The sequence below is a fragment of the Andreesenia angusta genome, from assembly GCF_001855385.1.
GTDB lineage: Bacteria > Bacillota > Clostridia > Tissierellales > Gottschalkiaceae > Andreesenia > Andreesenia angusta.
This window is the reverse complement of record NZ_MKIE01000001.1, coordinates 129,546-146,579: the sequence shown is the minus strand read 5'-3', so window position 1 is coordinate 146,579 and position 17,034 is coordinate 129,546. Positions and strand designations below refer to the sequence as shown.

Sequence of the window (17,034 nt, the reverse complement as noted above, 5' to 3'; positions counted from 1 at the left end):
GTCAAAAGTGAACAATGGTTCACAAAGACAAATAGACGGGAGTGAGTATATTGAGCTTTGTAGAATTTAAAAACGTGAAGAAAGACTATAATATGGGTGAAGTGGTGATAAATGCGGTCAAGGACGTCTCTTTTTCCATAGAGAGAGGAGAGTTTGTGATAGTGCTTGGAGCTAGCGGCGCTGGGAAGACCACTATTCTAAATCTGCTAGGCGGGATGGACAGCTTGACTAGCGGGGAGATACTTGTAGACGGAAACAACATAGGCGCATACGACAAGAGGAAGCTCACAAGCTACAGAAGGGACGATATAGGGTTTGTATTCCAGTTCTACAACTTGATCCAGAATCTGAACGCCATCGAGAATGTGGAGCTTGCAGTCGAGATATGCAAGAATCCCATGAAGCCGGAGGAAGTGCTGAAAAGCGTAGGGCTTGGAGATAGACTCTACAATTTCCCTTCTCAGCTGTCGGGGGGAGAGCAGCAAAGGACATCTATAGCAAGGGCCATAGCCAAGAACCCCAAGCTGCTACTGTGCGACGAGCCTACAGGGGCGCTTGACTACAACACAGGCAAGTCGATACTCAAGCTGCTCTCCGATACGGCCAAGGAGTACAATATGACAGTTGTAGTGATCACCCACAACTCTGCAATAGCCCCTATAGCAGACAAGATAATAACTGTGAAAAGCGGTCAGATAGAGAGTGTCCAGAGAAATGAAAGTCCAATAGATATAGAAAGCATAGAGTGGTAATCATGAAGAAGACGTATTTCAAGAACCTTTTCAGGGATATAAAGAAGAGCATTTCAAGATTTCTGTCTATTGTGGTGATAATAGCTGTAGGTGTTGCGTTTTACGTGGGAGTCAGGGCGACTAGCCCCGACATGAAGATGTCGGCGGACAACTACTTTGAGAAAAGCGGCTTTATGGACTTTAAAATCGTATCTACACTTGGGCTGACTGAGGACGATTTGGCAGAAATTCGGAGTGTGAAAGGCGTGTCCAGAGCTGAAGGGTCGTATTCGCTGGACGCTGTGACAGAGAAGGGCGACAGCCAGATGGTTTTAAATATAAATTCGATTCCGGAAAAAGACGGAATAAACGACATAGTCATAACAAGCGGAAGAAGGGCGGAGAGCCCTGACGAAGCTGTTATAGAGGAGAAGTTTGCAAAAGAGAACGGTTTGAAGCTAAACGACATGCTGAAAATCAAGTCGGGAGGCGACAAAGACCTAGGGGAAAGCCTCGAGAACACGGAGTTTAAAATTGTGGGCACTGCCAAGTCTCCGCTCTATATCTCAACCCAAAGGCAGCTGAGCTCTGTGGGGAACGGCATTGTAAGGGGCTTTGTATATGTAATTCCAGAGGTCTTTAAAAGCGAGGTATATACGGAAGTGTACGCAAAGGCCGAAAGTGCGAAATCGGACTTGAGCATGCTTGAAAGCGAGGAGTACTCGAGATACATCGGCGGAATAGAGAAAGAGCTTGAAAGTCTGGGCAAGTCGAGAAGCGAGACCAGGTACAATGAAATCGTGGAAGAGGCAGATGCGCAGATAAAGGAAGCCGAAGAAAAGCTAGATCAGGCCAGAGTATACGCCGATATGGGGTCAGAGGAAGCAGCTGCTGAAGTCAAGCGCGGGGAAGAAGAGATAGCGAAAAGCAGAGAAGCGATAGACGAGATAAAGAAGCCGGAGTGGTATTTGCTGGGAAGAGCCCAGAACCTGGGCTATGAAACTTACAGACAGGACAGCGACAGAATAGACAATATAGGGAAGGTATTCCCGCTGATTTTCTTTTTGGTTGCCGCACTTGTAAGCCTTACAACCATGACCAGGATGGTGCAGGAGAACAGGACTGAAATAGGCACGTTCAAGGCGCTTGGGTACTCCACGGAGTCCATAGTTGCCCACTACTTTATATACTCTCTGCTGGCCAGCTTGACAGGCAGCATACTTGGCGTGGCCATTGGGTTTAGGCTTTTTCCACCGCTAATAATGAATGCCTACGGGTCGCTTTACCAGATTCCGGAGATGCTTACGCCTTTCAACATGGGGTTTGCGCTTCAAGCCTCGCTGATAGCTGTGCTTTCAACCTGCATAGCTGTAATAGCGGCTACGCTTGACGAGCTGAAGGAAGTTCCGGCCTCGCTTATGAGGCCGAAGCCCCCTAAGTCAGGCAAGAAGATACTCCTGGAAAGAGTAGGCTTTATATGGAAGCGACTTAAGTTCACGAGAAAGGTGACTGCAAGAAATATATTCAGGTACAAGCAGAGGCTCTTTATGACGGTGATAGGCATAGCGGCCTGCACAGGGCTTATGATAACAGGCTTCGGGCTGAAAGACGGAATAATCGGGGCTACAGAGGTCCAGTTCAATGAAATCTACAAGTACGATATGACCGGCAGCCTAAAGAAAGACATAAGCAGAGAAGAAAAAGACAAGATGAAGCTGAAAGCGCTAGAGGACAAGAACATAGAGTCGATTATGTACGCAGACATCAGAAACGGAGAAGTAGAGACGCCGAAGTCCCGAAGCGAGGATGTGTTTGTAGTGGTCCCGGAGGACAAGCAGGCATTGAACAGCTATATAAAGCTGTACCTAGAGGATGAAGGCTTAAGCCTTGACGATAAGGGTGTTGTTATAACTGAAAAACTCTCGAGACTGATAGATAAAAGTGTCGGAGACTCGATAGAGATTGTGATGGAAGACAAGGCCATAGAGGTGAAGATAGCTGCCATAACGGAGCAGTACGTACAGCACTATATATACATGAGCCCGGACTACTATGCGGAAGTGTCAGAGGAAGACCTAAGCTACAACAGCTTCTACGGGTTGCTGAAAGACAGCTCCGATGAAACAGAGGAAAATACGCTAAACAAGCTGAAATCCATAGGCGATGTGAACTCTGTAAGTTTCAAGAGCAACGCAAAAGTGGACTACGACCAAAGTATGGACAGCATAGACTCCGTGGTGATGATACTGATAGCTTCGGCAGGGGTGCTGGCCTTTGTGGTGATATACAATCTCACAAACATAAATATCTCTGAAAGAAGAAGAGAGCTTGCCACGATAAAGCTATTAGGATTTTACAACAAAGAGCTGGCGTCTTATATATACAGGGAGAATATGATACTGACTGTGCTGGGGAGCCTTGCAGGTATACTGGTAGGCATGTTTTTAAACAGGTTTGTGCTCTCCACGGCGGAGACCAATATCATAAAGTTTTTGGGCGAGATCAGCCCGGTGCACATACTCTACTCTGTGTTGCTCACTATACTGTTCTCGGCTGTTGTAAATATAGCCATGTACAGAAGATTCGATAGCATAGATATGATAGAGTCGCTTAAGAGCGCAGAATAGACTGAAAAGGGGATTTATATGGATCTAAATATAAACGGAAATACAATAAGATATGAAGTTCAGTACAACGCAAAGCGAAAGAAATTCGCCATAAGCATGGATCCTTCGGGGCTTGTGACTGTGAAGTCTCCGAAAAATGTGCCAATAGACGCAATAGAAAAACTGATTGCAGAGAATATATCCTGGGTAGAAGGGAAACACGGAGAGATGGAACAGAGAAAGGAAGCTCTTAAGCTCACAGAAGAGCTTGGAGTCTCGAAATACCTCTACATGGGAAGGCCACACTCAGCAGAGGAGCTTCTAGGCACCAGCGGACTAGGTGAGGAAGAGCTGAAAGACACCCTCAAGAAGTTCTACATCTCAAGCGCCAAGAGCCTAATAGGGGAAAGGCTTAAGCACTACCAGCGGGAGATGGGGGTGAAGTTCAAGTCCATGAAGATCATGGAGTCGAAGGCGAAGTGGGGGACCTGCAGCTCCGACAAAGAGCTGACATTCAACTACAGGCTTGTAATGGCGCCTGTAAAGGTTGTAGACTACGTGGTAGTACATGAGCTCTGCCATCTAGACCATATGAATCACGACAGGTCCTTTTGGCGAAAAGTTGGGAGCATTATGCCGGACTACAAGGAGCAGCAGGAGTTTCTCTCAAAATACGGCCAGTTTATGAGTCTGGAAAGGTGGGGATGATGTGTTTAAAAAGTGGAAAAGTGTAATAGCATTTGTGTTGATAGCGATTCTGTCCACAGCGCTTGTACAGTGCACAAGCAAAAGCCAGGAGCAGTCGGACATAGGACCGGGAGTCACAGAGGAATCTGTTCCGGACTACGCGGAGGACTCTGAAAACAGCAAGTCTGGAGCTGAGGGCGAAGACAGCAAGGTGGTCACAAACGTCTATATGGCCATAGAGACACTGGAGTTTGACAGCTCTGTAGAGAAGCTAGAAGCGTCTGTGGAAAAGCAGAGTGGATATGTGGAGTATTCCAACATAGGCTATAATAACTACATCGGCAGGGAAGTCTATAAATCGGGCAATTTTACGGTCAGGGTTCCAAGTGAAAAAGAAGCTGTTTTCAAAAAAGAGATAGCTAAGCTTGGGAATGTGACGTCGGAGAGCACATCTAAGTCGGACATCACCAAGACCTACAGAGACACGGAGACAAAGCTGAAGGTGCTGGAAACCAAAGAGCAGAGGATACTCGCGCTGATGGAGAAGGCTACGGCTATAGAGGATATAATAAAGCTAGAGGAAAGCTTAAATGAAACAATCTACGAAAAAGAGCAGCTGAAGAGCGAGATAAGCAGCATGGACACTCAGGTGTCTTTCAGTACAGTGGAGGTAAATCTCTTGGAAGTCGAAAGGTATTCGACAGGGGACACTCCTGACACAGGATTTTGGAAGAAGGTATCGGAAGCTTTCAAGAATTCCTTCTACGTATTTGGAGTAGTGCTGGAGAGGCTTGTGATAATTGCAATCTATATGATTCCATTTGCGATACTAGGAGTTGCAATCTACATTGTGATAAGAAAATACATCTTAAAGCGCAGAAATAAATAGCCCGGGGGAAACCCTGGGCTTATTTATTTGTGGAGCAGAGGGGTTTTAAGGGTATAAAAGAGAGAAGGAATTGAGAAGGGGAGTGAGAGGCTTGATAAATGTAAAGAATCTATATCATTCATACAACAAAGACGACAAATACGCCTTGAAAGACGTAAGCTTCGAAGTAAAGGAAGGTGAGGTGTTCGGATGTCTGGGGCCATCGGGGGCCGGAAAGTCCACCATAATGGGGATACTGACGGGGCTGCTCCAGCTTCAGCAGGGAGAGGTATCTGTAGTGGGATACAACGTGAAAAAGATAAAAAGCAAGATGTTTAACGACATAGGGGTATCCTTTGAGCAGTCGAATGTCTACAGCAAGATGACGGCAAAGGAGAATCTGGACTTTTACGGCAAGCTTTTCGACGTAGAGACAGCGGACTCTAAAGCGCTACTGGAGATGGTCGGGCTAGGAGACAAGGCCGATGTGAAGGCTGGAGAGTTCTCCAAAGGCATGAAGCACAGGCTGACTTTTATAAGGTCCATGATAAACCATCCCAAGATGTGGTTTCTGGACGAGCCTACCACGGGGCTTGACCCTGCCATAGCGGCGGATATAAAGGACATAATAAAAGAGCAGCAGAGAAAAGGCGTCACGGTCTTTCTGACAACTCACAATATGTATATAGCCGACGAGCTGTGCGACAGAGTGGCCTTTATAGTGGACGGGGAGATAAGGCTTATAGACTCGCCCAAGAACCTAAAGCTGAAGTACGGGGAAAAGCTGGTGGACGTGGAGTACAGAGCGGACGGAGAGACGTTCAAGGAAAAGCTCTCCACAACAGAGAAGAAGGACAAGCAGAGGCTAGTGGAGATAGTGGAGAATCACGAGATAGTCACAATGCACACAAAAGAGGCCACACTTGAGGAGATATTCATAAAGGTGACGGGAAAGGGGCTGAGTCATGATGAAGCTGTTTCATAGTTTCAAAAAAGAGCTGGTACTTTCCTCTAAAAGCTACTACTTCTACATAGAGCTCTTTATGGCGCTTATATTGCTTCTGATACTGCTGTTCGTGGTGCCAGAAAACTTTAATACCAGCACAGAGGAGTACGTCTACCTAGATCTCCCAGCGGAAGCAAGAGAGAGCTACTACAGAGAGATTCAAGAGGAATCTCCGGGCATCGAGTTTGAGAACATGGAGCTTGAGATAGAGGACGGAATTTCAAATGCCAGGTACTACAAGACTGAGGACTCGGAGGTCTACTTTGTAGATAGCGAAGAGGCTGTGAAGTACTTTGCAGAGCAGGAGGGGAAGTTCGGAGCTACTGTCTTTCTGGCTTCAGACGGCAAGCTGTCCTACAGGTACTATATGCAGGGCTACGAGTCGGAGAAACTTAAAAACATCTACAAGGTGATTCACAGCGGAGAATTAGAGCTTGAATCGCTTGCAGCTCAGGCGGAGTCGCAGAGGGTAAAGAAGATAGGCGAATACGAGCAGCTGAGCGATAGGGAGAATATGATACCGGTGTTCCTGACTGTGAACGGAAGTCTTATGGGACTCTTTATAATAGCCTCGTATATATTTCTAGACCGCCAGGAGGGGATAATACAGGCGTACGCCGTGACTCCCGCTCCTGTCTGGATGTACCTTATGAGCAAGGTGGGGGTAATAATCACAAGCTCTTTAGCTTTCAGCCTTATACTGCTACTGCCCACAGTTGGCACGGGGGTGAACTACGGGCTGCTCTTTGTTTTGCTTGTATGTTCAGGGTTGTTTGCGACTTCGATAGGGCTTATAATCACAAGCTACTACAGGGACATGATGAAGTCCTTCGGCACTCTGTACGTGATTATAATGCTGATGATGATTCCGAGCATAGCCTATTTTATCCCGAACTGGGAACCGGCGTGGGTTAGATTTATTCCCACTTACTACATGATAGAGAGCTTCAAGGAGCTGCTGCTTAAGAGCGGGGACAGCATGTATGTGCTGTACACTTCGGCTGGATTCTTGGCTTCGGGAGTGCTGCTCTTCGCTTTTGCAAACTACAGATTTAAGAAGACGCTTCTAGTCTAAAGGGGTGATGATATGATTTCGAAAGTTTTGACTGTTTTTTCTAGGGATTTAAAGGTGAGCCTCAGAAACTTTGTGGCGCTCTATATAATAGTCTTCCCGGTTGTGCTGGGCGTTGCAGTAAACCTTTTTGTGCCGGGGGTGAACGAGAGCACCGTGAGCTTGGCCATGATAAAGGGGGAGAATGTAAGGCAGATACAGTATCTAAAGGACTACGCCGAGATAGAGATACTCGGCAGCGCAGAGGACGTGGAGGCCAGAGTGCTAGAGCGTGACGACATTCTAGGGATTCTTCCCGAGGGCGAAAAAAGCTACTATATACTCTCACAGGGAGACGAGCCAGAGTACATGCTGGAGTTTGCAAAGATGCTCCAGGTGTTTTACGAAAACAAGGTGACAGCCGAGGACTCCAGGGCGGAGATAGTGGAGCTTGGAAGGACGGTGCCTCCTATGAAAAAGACGCTTGTAAGCGGGGCCATAATGCTATACTCTGTAATGGGGGGCATGCTTATAGCCCTGAATATAGTGGAGGAAAAAGCCGACAACACCATAAGCGCCATAAACGTGACGCCGCTGTCCAGGCTGGGATATATAGCCGGGAAAAGCCTTATGGGGGTGCTGTTTCCGCTTGTGGGGACAGCTATAATGCTTGTTATAACAGGGTTTAGAGATATAAACTTCGGGCAGGCCTTGACTATGGTACTGGTGTCCTCTATGGTGAGTGTGCTTGTGGGATTTATAGAGGGAGTGAACAACGACGACGTAATAAATGCGGCTGGAAATATGAAATTGCTTTTTCTGCCGCTTGCAGGCTCTATCGCAGCCATAGAGCTTCTTTCCGACCGCTGGCAGAAGTTTTTCTACTGGAGCCCTTTTTACTGGACTTACAAGGGAAACGAACTTGTGCTTTCAAAAAGCGGCAGCTGGGACGAGATACTGCTCTATGCCGGGATAGTGCTTGCCATAAGCGCAGTTGTATTTGCGGTTTTAGCCCCGAGAATTAGAAGAGGGCTTGAATAGGAGGTGGATGATTTGAATGTAAGGGCGTTTATAGGAGTGCTGCTCTTGTTCTATGGAGCGTTGGTTGTATTTCTGACTTTGAACAAGCCTAAAGTCATATGGAATATGAAGAAGATAAAGCTGTTTGAAAAGCTTTTAGGAGAGAGGGGAACTGTTGTTTTCTTCTATGTATTTGCGGCGGTATCCATAGCGGCAGGAATATGGCTTTTAAGCTAGAGAGAGGTGGAGAACTTGAAAAGAAAAGAGATTTTATTTAGAAAATTTGCAAGCGGACTTTTGGCGTTTGCGCTGATGGCAGGGGTGCTTCCTACAAACGGCTTTTCGGCGGAGATGTGGGAGAGTTACTCACAGTACATTCCTCAGAGCACTCCTGTGCAGAAAAGGCATCTCAGGGGAGCTTGGATATCTTCAGTTATAAATCTGGACTGGCCTACAAAGCAGACAAGCCTTATAGCCAACAGCGAAGAGCGGATAGCCAAGAGCAAGCAGGAGCTTGTGGCCATAATGGACAGAGCCGAGGATATGAACATGAATGCGCTTTACTTCCAGGTTAGCCCCGAAGGGGATGCGCTTTACAGCTCAGACATAGTGCCTTGGTCGAGATACCTTACTGGCACTTTCGGGAAAGGCCCAGGTTTCGACCCATTGCAGTTTGCGGTAGAGGAGGCGCATAAGCGAAATATAGAGCTTCACGCTTGGCTGAACCCCTACAGGGTGGCTATGTCTACAGACGACGCTATGAGGGCTACGCTTAACGTGGAGAAGAGCGTGTACAAAGACCATCCAGACTGGATAAGGGCTGCCTCGAACAGGCTCATAGTCGACCCCGGCATACCGGAGGCCAAGTCATGGGTAGTCTCTAGGGTGATGGAAGTGGTGCAGAAGTACGACGTGGACGGCATCCACTTTGACGACTACTTCTACCTGAGCGGTGTAGACGACCAAAGCACTTTCGAGAAGTACAACGCCGGTGAGTTCTCCAGTATAGGAGACTGGAGGCGCAACAACACATATGAGCTTGTGAAGGAGATTTCGGAGAAGATAGAGAGCGAAAAGCCGTGGGTGAAGTTCGGCATAAGCCCCTCTGGGGTATGGGCCAACAAGAAGGATGGATATCCAGACGGCTCCAATACAAGCGCCAGCCTTACGCATTACGACAAGAGCTATGCAGATACCAAGAAGTGGATAACAGAGGAGATAATAGACTATATAGCGCCCCAGGTGTACTGGAGTTTTGAAAACAAGGCGGCTCCATACGGAGAGCTTGGGACTTGGTGGTCGGAAGTGGTCAAGGGGAAAGATGTACATCTCTACATGGGGCAGGCGCTTTACAAGGCGAATGACGACACAGACCCAGCCTTCCAAGGCACAAGAGCTGTGGACGAGTTCAAGCGACAGCTCAAGTTCAACGCCATGAAACCGGAGATATCGGGGAGCATTATGTTCAGGTTCAGAAATGTATATGACGCTGGAAAGCAGGATGTGGTAAAGGCGATAGAAAATGACCTTTGGGCCAAAAAAGCCTTGGTACCTGTGATGGGATGGAAAGGCGGAAAAGCACCTAAGAGCCCTGAAAGCGGAAATGTGGAGCTTTCAAGCGAAGGTGTCAAGCTGAGTTTTTTGGACAAAGACACCAGCACAGCTTACTACGCAGTATACAGGGTAGACAAGAGCGTGGGGCTTGACGTAAATACAGATCAAAGCGCAAACTACCTTGTAGGAACTGTGAGAAAGAGCGGGCAAACTGCCAGCTTTACGGACAGAGGAAACTACGACAAAAACACAGTCTACGCAGTGACTTCGCTGGACAGGCTACACAACGAGAGCAGCCCAAGAGTAGTTGGAGCGAACAACTCCAAGTACTTCTATGATGTGGGAGCTGGAAGTGGATGGGCCATAGCGGCGGTGGATGGCCTATACGAAAGAGAAGTCGTAAAGGGGATAGGAAACGGGCTTTTCGCTCCTGGAAGCAGCGTCAGAAGGGCAGATTTTCTGATCATGGTCATGAACTCCTACGGCATAGAGGTAGAAGAGAATCTGACGGACAATTTCTCGGACGCAGGCTCAACCTATTACACAGACTACCTTGCAACTGCTAAGAAGCACGGTATAGTGCAGGGTGTAGGAGACGGAAAGTTCAACCCAGAGGGCAGCATATCCAGACAGGACATGTTTGTGATACTGCACAGAGCCCTCAAGTCGATAGGACAGCTTCCGACTGCAGGCGAGCCTGTGAGAAAGCTTGAAGACTATGCAGACAGAGGGGAAATAGCAGACTATGCGCTAGAGGCCATGAAGCTCTTTGTAGAGACAGGAGTGGTCCAGGGAGACGGAGGGTATCTAAGACCTCTAAACAGCTCTTCTAGGGCAGAGGCGTCGCAGGTTATGTACAACCTCATTTCAGATATATAGAAATAGCCAGGACTCATGAGGGTCCTGGCTATTTTCAATCTATATCACTTCAAGTTCTCCTGTCTTGGAGATCTTGGCTTTCACTATTGGAACGTCTTTTCCTGAGTCTGAAACGGCTTTTTCCACAGCGGTCAGAAGGCTTGCGCAGCATGGGGCGTCTATATATCCCACCATCACGGCTGGGATGTCGTTTAACCTAAGCATTGCAGTCAGCTTTTGGATATACGAATCCAAGTCGTCCCATTTAGGACACCCCACAACCACAGACCTGCCTTTCAAAAGGTCTCTGTGGAAGTTTCCGTAGGCCACAGGAGCACAGTCGGCAGCTACAAGCAGCTCTCTACCTGAAAGATAAGGAGCATCTTCAGAGACGATTCTAAGCAGTACAGGCCACTGTGTAAGCTCCGACTCCACAGGGCTTTGACTTTCAGAAGATACAGTTCTATCTATAGTCAACTCAGCACTTCCAGAGCATTTTCTTACGGCCTCTTCGTCAAAGTCATCTGCCTCTCTCTCGATAAGTAGAAGGGCATCTTTAGGGCAGTGTCCAAGACAGTGGCCTATTCCGTCGCAGAGATTGTCCGCCAAAAGTACAGCCTTTCCGTTCACTATCTTTATTGCGCCTTCACCGCATCCTGGTATGCAGATCCCGCACCCATCGCATTTTTCCTCATCTATTTGAATTATCTTTCTTAAAGACATTTTATCACTCCCTCGTCGTAGTCTAGACCATTGTAAGTCAAGGGTGAAAAAACTTATGTGAGCGGACGCAAAAATAGATGTGATCTAAATCACATCTAGCTATAAGTACAAGTATCGCATTCGCCGCAGAGCGTCTTAGGGGAGACTGTGACTCTGTTTCTCCCTTCAAGCTTAGATCTATATAGAGCCTTGTCTACTTGGGCTATAGTTCCGGTCAAGTTGTGGCACTCTGTAAGCTCTGAAAGTCCAATGCTCACAGTTAAATGGCCAACCTGCTTGAATTCATAATTCTCAACTAGAAGCCTCAGCCTCTCTGAGATCTTGTAGGCGGAGTAGGAATCTGAGTCGGGAAGCATGAGTATAAACTCCTCGCCACCCCATCTTGCAAATATGTCGCTTTTTCTGACGTTTTTAGATATGAGCTTTGAGAGCTCCTTCAGTGCCAGATCGCCGGCATTGTGGCCGTAGTCGTCGTTGACTTTTTTGAAGTTGTCTATGTCTATCATCACGAAGCTCAGAGGGGTTTCGCAGCGTATATGCCTGTCGAGTTCATCCTGCGCAATTTCAAGGAACCTGTATCTGTTGTATGTTTCGGTTAAATTGTCTGTAAAGGAAATAGACTCCAGCTCTTTTACGTCTTTTATGTAGAGTGAAACAAAGAGAGATAGAAGAGCAAGCATGGATGCTACATAGGCCAGACTCTGCACATCTCCTGATAGAATATTCAAGAAAAGATTCTCCCTGCCGAAGCAGGAAACCAGAAAGATAAGAAAAGCTATGGACAAGATTTTAGGTTTTGTGTAGATGTAATTCATGACGGACCACCCCCTGACTATAGTACAATATACCCAGGAAAAGAGGGGGTATAACATCTGGGAATTAAAAAATAGCCGAGACAGTTTGTCGTTCTGCCACGGCTATTTAAAGCAAGTGTTAAATTTAAGATTCAGAACCTTCATCTTTAGAGCATTCAGAACATTCAAGACATTTTCCAGGACTTGCAACAGTGGTTCTGTTTCGGCCGTTCTGCTTAGACTCATAGAGAGCTTTGTCGGCTAAATCTATGGAGGCTAGGAGATTTTTGCAGTTGTAAACAGTGGAAACTCCCAGGCTTATGGTGAGTTTTTTGACTTTTCCAAACTGCTGACACTCTACAGCTTGCCTGATCTTTTCAGCTGTTGTATACGCATTCTCCAGGCTGGTCTCCGGAAGCAGCACTATGAACTCTTCACCGCCCCAACGGGCGAAGATATCTGTTTTTCTCAGGTTAGCGGATACTATCTTCGCAACTTTTCTAAGGACCAAGTCTCCCTCGTTATGGCCATATGTGTCGTTTACTTTCTTGAAGTGGTCAAGGTCGAAGAGTATAAAGCTTAAGTCGGAGCCATATCTTATGGAACGGCTCAGTTCGCTCTCAGCGAGCTCTAGGAATTTATGCCTGTTGTATATCTTGGTCAAATTGTCTACATAGGAAATTGTCTCAAGCTGTGAGATATTTCTTATGTGCATTACGAAGACAAAGAATAGAAGCAGTATTATGACGTTTATATGCACAGTTCGCTGTATATACTCCGTCTTTATGTGGAACAGGTCGGTATCGCCGCTGAGAGATATAAAGTATGCCACAACTTTCCCAGAGATGTTTTCAATAGGCAGAAAGTTCAGTATATAGTCTTGTCCGCCGTATTCTGAAAGCACCCCAAATTTCTCTCCCTGCTCCAGCTCGTAGGAAATATCACCACTCTCATCCATTATCATTTCGACGGTCTTAAGTGCCAGAACTTTGGACTCTGACTCAAGCAAGCCTAAGTCGAAGAGGTAGTCTTCCGAGAAGAAGCTCTCAGTGTAGTTCTCAAGTTCTTCCTTGAAAAGGGTATTTGTGACTACATCTTTTTTTACGGCAAAGAAATAGTCTCTGTCGTAGAGTTCCGAAAGCACAGAGGCAAGAGCGTCGAAGGAGATAGATACCTCCACACTGCCCACATGCTGCCCATTGTAGGAAAGTGGATAGATAAACCTATACCCGTTGTATATCTTGCCCTCCTCGAATCCTTTTACATATCTCTTCTCTTCGTTTACAATCCTTATGGACTCTCGGACTTCACCAAGGTTGTCGCCGTATTTTTCAGGCTCATGCATTCTAAGGAAGCTGGTAGTATCTGGGAAGTGGAAGTGAAGCTGTCTGAAATCGTACTCTGTAGAAAAGACATAGTCTTTCTGCAAGTAGCCGTAGAGCTCTTTTCTGAGTCGATCTCTTGTGGCTTCGTCTGAGCTGTAGGCTTCAGACATAAGCTCTTTTATGTAATCATTGTCTATAAGCGATTTAAAGACATAGTTAGAGAATTGCTCCCGGCTGAGCAGCAGCGCATTTATTTGAGACTCGAGCTGATTGTTTTGATTTGATATATAGGTATATTTTTGATTGCTGTAGCCTAGAAAGAGGTAGTAATTAGATATAGCCACTACAACTAAAAGTCCTGCAAAAAGGACTATGAATTTTTTTCTGAGGTTGTAATTCAACATCGCACTTCCCTTCGCAAAAAGATAAAAGCAAATACCCAGATTAAAGTATAGTTTATTTTAAGCGGAAAATAAAGAGAGAATTGAGTATAATATATGAAAAGAGAGAGGACGTGGTACAATGGCACATAAATTCAATCCAGAAAAAAAGGAAAAGCTGGACAACAGCTGGAGGAGAGAGGTACTCCCACCGAAAGAGACGCTTCTAGAGATGGGGTTAAAATCAGGAGATATAATGGCGGACATAGGCTGTGGCATAGGCTACTTCACTACAGAAGCGGCCAAAATAGTCGGGGAGAGCGGGAGAGTATACGGGCTGGACATACTGGACGAAATGCTCAGAGAGACAGAGGAAAAGGCAAAAAGGGAGAGCATATCCAATATAGAGACTTTAAAGACAGAGGAGTACGACTTAAAGCTAGATGACGAGTCGGTAACTTACGCCTTCACTGTAAACGTGGTACACGAGGTGGAGGACAAAGAGTTGTTTCTAAGAGAAATCTCTAGAGTTTTAAAAGCAGGAGGAAAGCTTGCCGTGATAGACTTTGAAAAGCGGGAGATGGATATGGGGCCACCGCTAGGGCATAGGATATCAATAGAGGAGATGGAGGCTTGTCTTGAAGCTGTTGGATTCAAGGTTGTGAAAAAATACAGTTTTTCAGATGTGTTTTACGGTTTGCTGTCCGAAAAATAGATTTGCAGAAAGTAGGTAGATAGAATGAGAAGAGCAGACAGAGAGATGGACAGGGAATTTGCATACTATGTAGTGGACAAGTCCGAGTTTGGAGTCATAGCTACAGTTGGTATAGACGGCCTTCCGTATGCTGTACCTGTTTCGGTAGCTAGAGACGGAGATGTGCTTTATATACATGGGGCCTGTGAAGGCAGAAAGATAGGCAATATAAGGGAAAGTTCCAATGTGAGCATAGCCTTTGTGGAAGATGTAGAAGTACCTCCACCTATAGAAGAGTCCGAATTTGAAATAGCCAAAGATGCTAAAGTTAGTTTGGGCAAGCTAGTCAGCAAGAAGTTCACAACGGAGTTTGAGTCAGCCGTGGTGTTTGGAAAAGCATATGAGGTAGAAGACGAGAAAACCAAGATACACGGGCTAAGGCTTATATCGGAAAAGTATACCCCTGAGAATATGCCATATTTTGACTCGGCGATAGAGGTGAGCCTTGAGAGGACATGTGTTGTCAGAGTAGAGATAGAGAGAATAACGGGGAAGAGAAAAAAATACGACAGTGCAGGAGAAGAGATGAAGTGGGGGAGACTGGAATAAAATAGGAAGAGGGGTTGAAGATGAAAAATTCAATAACCATAGGAAAAGTAAAAGGTATAGATATAGAGATAAACATAAGCTGGCTGGTGGTATTTGGACTGGTGACTTTCACGCTGGCTATGAGCTTCTTTCCAGCAAACTACCCGGAGTGGTCGTCTTTTGCTAGATGGAGCTTGGCGGCAATAATGGCCATAGCGCTGTTTGGCTCTGTGCTGCTACACGAGCTCTCGCATTCTGTTGTATCCATAGGGCTGGGCATAGATGTGAAGAAGATAACATTGTTTATATTCGGAGGAGTTGCGCAGATAGAGAGAGAGCCTGATGACCCTGTAAAAGAACTCAAGATTGCTATAGCGGGTCCCATGATGAGCCTCGCTATAGCGATTACAACACTTGTCGCCTCTAGGCTGCTGTCACTTGTCGAGGCTCCGGAGTTTGTCACAGTTCCCATAACTTATATAGCCAATGTGAACTTGATACTGGCGTTCTTCAACATGATACCGGCATTTCCACTGGACGGCGGAAGGGTTCTGAGGGCCGCCATCTGGAAGGCCAAGGGCGATATTGAGGTAGCCACAAGGATAGCCTCAGCGGCAGGAGGAGTTTTTGGATATCTTATAATATTTCTAGGGATATTCCTGGCACTGACAGGGAATATAGTGAACGGAATCTGGTTCGTATTCATAGGCTGGTTTATAAACCAGGCATCACAGTCTAGCTATCAAAACCTGATTGTAAACGACATATTCGGAAAGATAAAGGTGAGGAAATTCATGAGCGAAAATCCCGTGACGGTGAACTCTTCCATAAGCATAAAAGACATGGTAGAAGACTACATCTACAAGTACAAGTACTCAAGCTTTCCGGTGAAGAGTAGAGACAGAGTCATAGGGATAGTCAATATAGAGCGAATAAAGAGCACTCAAAGAGATTCGTGGGAGTATACAGATGTGGAGGCTGTGACGGAAAAGCTAAACGAAAGCCTTGTAGTCTCTCCGGAAGACAGCGTAGCGGAGGCTATGAACAAGATTTTCAGGAACGAGATAGGCAGGGTCTTGGTTATGGACGGGGATACGCTGGTCGGAATAGTCTCTAGGACAGATATACTAAACCATATCAGGATATATAACCAGCTTCACTAGATAAAAGCTGATTAAATCCACGTAGTATATGGTATATATTACATTAGATACAGTAGAGGAGGAATTATTATGTTGATGGCAAATTTTTTAAGAAACAGAAAATCATCTAGAGAGTTCAGGAATAAAGATCTAAGGGAAAACACCTTGAAAGATATAAAGAAGAGCATGGAAAGCGTACTTGATGAAGCTTCAGACGTAAACCTTGGATTTGTCCTGTATGAAGACGGGGACAGAATAGCTAGAGAGCTCGACGGCATAGGCGGATACGCAGGCGTCATGGTAAAGAGCCCTCACTATATAGGTATAGAGTTTAAGGATAGTGAAGACAAGACAGAGATATACGGGGCTTACTACACAGAAAAGCTGCTTTCACTTATAAACGACATGGGAGTTGATGGATGCTGGCTGACTATGACTCATGTAGATGTGGAGAAGAGAAAAGAGGTGCTTGGAGAAAGTGGAGGGCAGATAGGCTATCTGCTGGCCATAGGTTACCCGCCACTGAGAAATCCCTTTGAACTACTTTCAGAGAAGATAACAGGACATGAAGGGGGAGACACATATCTCTCGGCTATGGGCAAGCCTGAAGTCAAGAAAGAGGCATCTAGGTTCGCATCGACTTCGGGAAGTAGACTTGGAATAGAGAAGATAGTTTTCAAAGACAGTGTAGAGAACCCTGCTACAGTAGAAGATCTAGACGACATGGGACTATACGACCTGTTCTACTATGTCAGATTCGCTCCTTCCAACAGGAACTTGCAGCCGTGGAGATTCCTAGTTGAAAAGAACAAGGTCAAGCTGCTTATGGCGCACTCTGAAGAGGCGGGGTACTCGCTGGTAGACGCAGGTGTCATAATGTACTACTTCGAGTCCATGATGAAGACAGGCCACTACCTGGGGTCTAAAAGCACTTGGGAGCTGATAGACGGCGAGGTAGAGGGAAGCGAGACAAAGTACAGGTATATAGCTGAGTACAATATATAGAC

The 17,034-nt window shown here is 46.1% G+C and carries 16 protein-coding genes; 13 read left to right on the top strand and 3 right to left on the bottom strand.

The window, feature by feature from the left end; genetic code table 11:
• Positions 1 to 50: 50 nt before the first annotated feature.
• From EUAN_RS00715 to EUAN_RS00675, 9 genes are all read left to right on the top strand, one after another.
• Positions 51 to 752 carry an ABC transporter ATP-binding protein gene (locus EUAN_RS00715; RefSeq protein WP_211266227.1) on the top strand — a complete coding sequence of 234 codons (702 nt, stop codon included), beginning with the start codon at positions 51 to 53 and terminating at the stop codon, positions 750 to 752.
• A gap of 2 nt (positions 753 to 754) precedes the next feature.
• Positions 755 to 3,358 carry an FtsX-like permease family protein gene (locus tag EUAN_RS00710; RefSeq protein ID WP_071060648.1) on the top strand — a complete coding sequence of 868 codons (2,604 nt, stop codon included), beginning with the start codon at positions 755 to 757 and terminating at the stop codon, positions 3,356 to 3,358.
• 18 nt (positions 3,359 to 3,376) lie between these two features.
• Positions 3,377 to 4,045 (top strand): M48 family metallopeptidase, encoded by a 669-nt coding sequence (locus EUAN_RS00705; protein ID WP_071060646.1) that lies wholly within the window; start codon positions 3,377 to 3,379, stop codon positions 4,043 to 4,045.
• A gap of 1 nt (position 4,046) precedes the next feature.
• A complete protein-coding gene (locus EUAN_RS00700) occupies positions 4,047 to 4,913 on the top strand; it encodes a DUF4349 domain-containing protein (protein ID WP_071060644.1) in 867 nt (288 codons plus the stop codon).
• Between the two features lie 70 nt (positions 4,914 to 4,983).
• Positions 4,984 to 5,877 carry an ABC transporter ATP-binding protein gene (locus EUAN_RS00695; protein ID WP_245674408.1) on the top strand — a complete coding sequence of 298 codons (894 nt, stop codon included), beginning with the start codon at positions 4,984 to 4,986 and terminating at the stop codon, positions 5,875 to 5,877.
• Complete coding sequence (locus EUAN_RS00690; protein ID WP_084655626.1) at positions 5,858 to 6,973, top strand: ABC transporter permease; 1,116 nt, start codon at positions 5,858 to 5,860, stop codon at positions 6,971 to 6,973. Before EUAN_RS00695 ends, EUAN_RS00690 begins: the two co-directional genes overlap by 20 nt.
• Before the next feature lie 12 nt (positions 6,974 to 6,985).
• Positions 6,986 to 7,990, top strand: coding sequence for an ABC transporter permease (locus EUAN_RS00685; protein WP_071060643.1), 1,005 nt, complete (start codon positions 6,986 to 6,988; stop codon positions 7,988 to 7,990).
• 12 nt (positions 7,991 to 8,002) lie between these two features.
• Positions 8,003 to 8,206 carry a hypothetical protein gene (locus EUAN_RS00680; RefSeq protein ID WP_071060641.1) on the top strand — a complete coding sequence of 68 codons (204 nt, stop codon included), beginning with the start codon at positions 8,003 to 8,005 and terminating at the stop codon, positions 8,204 to 8,206.
• 15 nt (positions 8,207 to 8,221) lie between these two features.
• The gene (locus EUAN_RS00675) at positions 8,222 to 10,402 is read left to right on the top strand and encodes a family 10 glycosylhydrolase (protein ID WP_211266226.1); all 2,181 of its coding nucleotides are present in this window, start codon (positions 8,222 to 8,224) and stop codon (positions 10,400 to 10,402) included.
• Positions 10,403 to 10,441: 39 nt separating this feature from the next.
• Here the strand turns inward: EUAN_RS00675 and EUAN_RS00670 are convergent, their stop codons facing one another.
• The 3 genes from EUAN_RS00670 to EUAN_RS00660 all read right to left on the bottom strand — a co-directional run bounded on the left by EUAN_RS00670 (position 10,442) and on the right by EUAN_RS00660 (position 13,627).
• A complete protein-coding gene (locus EUAN_RS00670; RefSeq protein WP_071060640.1) occupies positions 10,442 to 11,104 on the bottom strand; it encodes an ATP-binding protein in 663 nt (220 codons plus the stop codon).
• A gap of 95 nt (positions 11,105 to 11,199) precedes the next feature.
• Positions 11,200 to 11,832 carry a GGDEF domain-containing protein gene (locus tag EUAN_RS00665; RefSeq protein WP_169817301.1) on the bottom strand — a complete coding sequence of 211 codons (633 nt, stop codon included), beginning with the start codon at positions 11,830 to 11,832 and terminating at the stop codon, positions 11,200 to 11,202.
• Positions 11,833 to 12,043: 211 nt separating this feature from the next.
• Entirely contained in the window at positions 12,044 to 13,627 is a 1,584-nt protein-coding gene (locus EUAN_RS00660) for a sensor domain-containing diguanylate cyclase (RefSeq protein WP_071060636.1), read from the bottom strand.
• A gap of 118 nt (positions 13,628 to 13,745) precedes the next feature.
• On the opposite strand from EUAN_RS00660, the gene EUAN_RS00655 reads away from it, so the two are divergent.
• The 4 genes from EUAN_RS00655 (at position 13,746) to EUAN_RS00640 (ending at position 17,032) form a co-directional block, all read left to right on the top strand.
• Positions 13,746 to 14,318, top strand: coding sequence for a class I SAM-dependent methyltransferase (locus tag EUAN_RS00655; RefSeq protein ID WP_071060634.1), 573 nt, complete (start codon positions 13,746 to 13,748; stop codon positions 14,316 to 14,318).
• A gap of 24 nt (positions 14,319 to 14,342) precedes the next feature.
• Positions 14,343 to 14,906 (top strand): pyridoxamine 5'-phosphate oxidase family protein, encoded by a 564-nt coding sequence (locus EUAN_RS00650; protein ID WP_071060632.1) that lies wholly within the window; start codon positions 14,343 to 14,345, stop codon positions 14,904 to 14,906.
• A gap of 20 nt (positions 14,907 to 14,926) precedes the next feature.
• Complete coding sequence (locus EUAN_RS00645; protein WP_071060630.1) at positions 14,927 to 16,048, top strand: site-2 protease family protein; 1,122 nt, start codon at positions 14,927 to 14,929, stop codon at positions 16,046 to 16,048.
• Positions 16,049 to 16,117: 69 nt separating this feature from the next.
• Positions 16,118 to 17,032 (top strand): nitroreductase family protein, encoded by a 915-nt coding sequence (locus EUAN_RS00640; RefSeq protein ID WP_071060628.1) that lies wholly within the window; start codon positions 16,118 to 16,120, stop codon positions 17,030 to 17,032.
• Positions 17,033 to 17,034 lie beyond the last annotated feature (2 nt).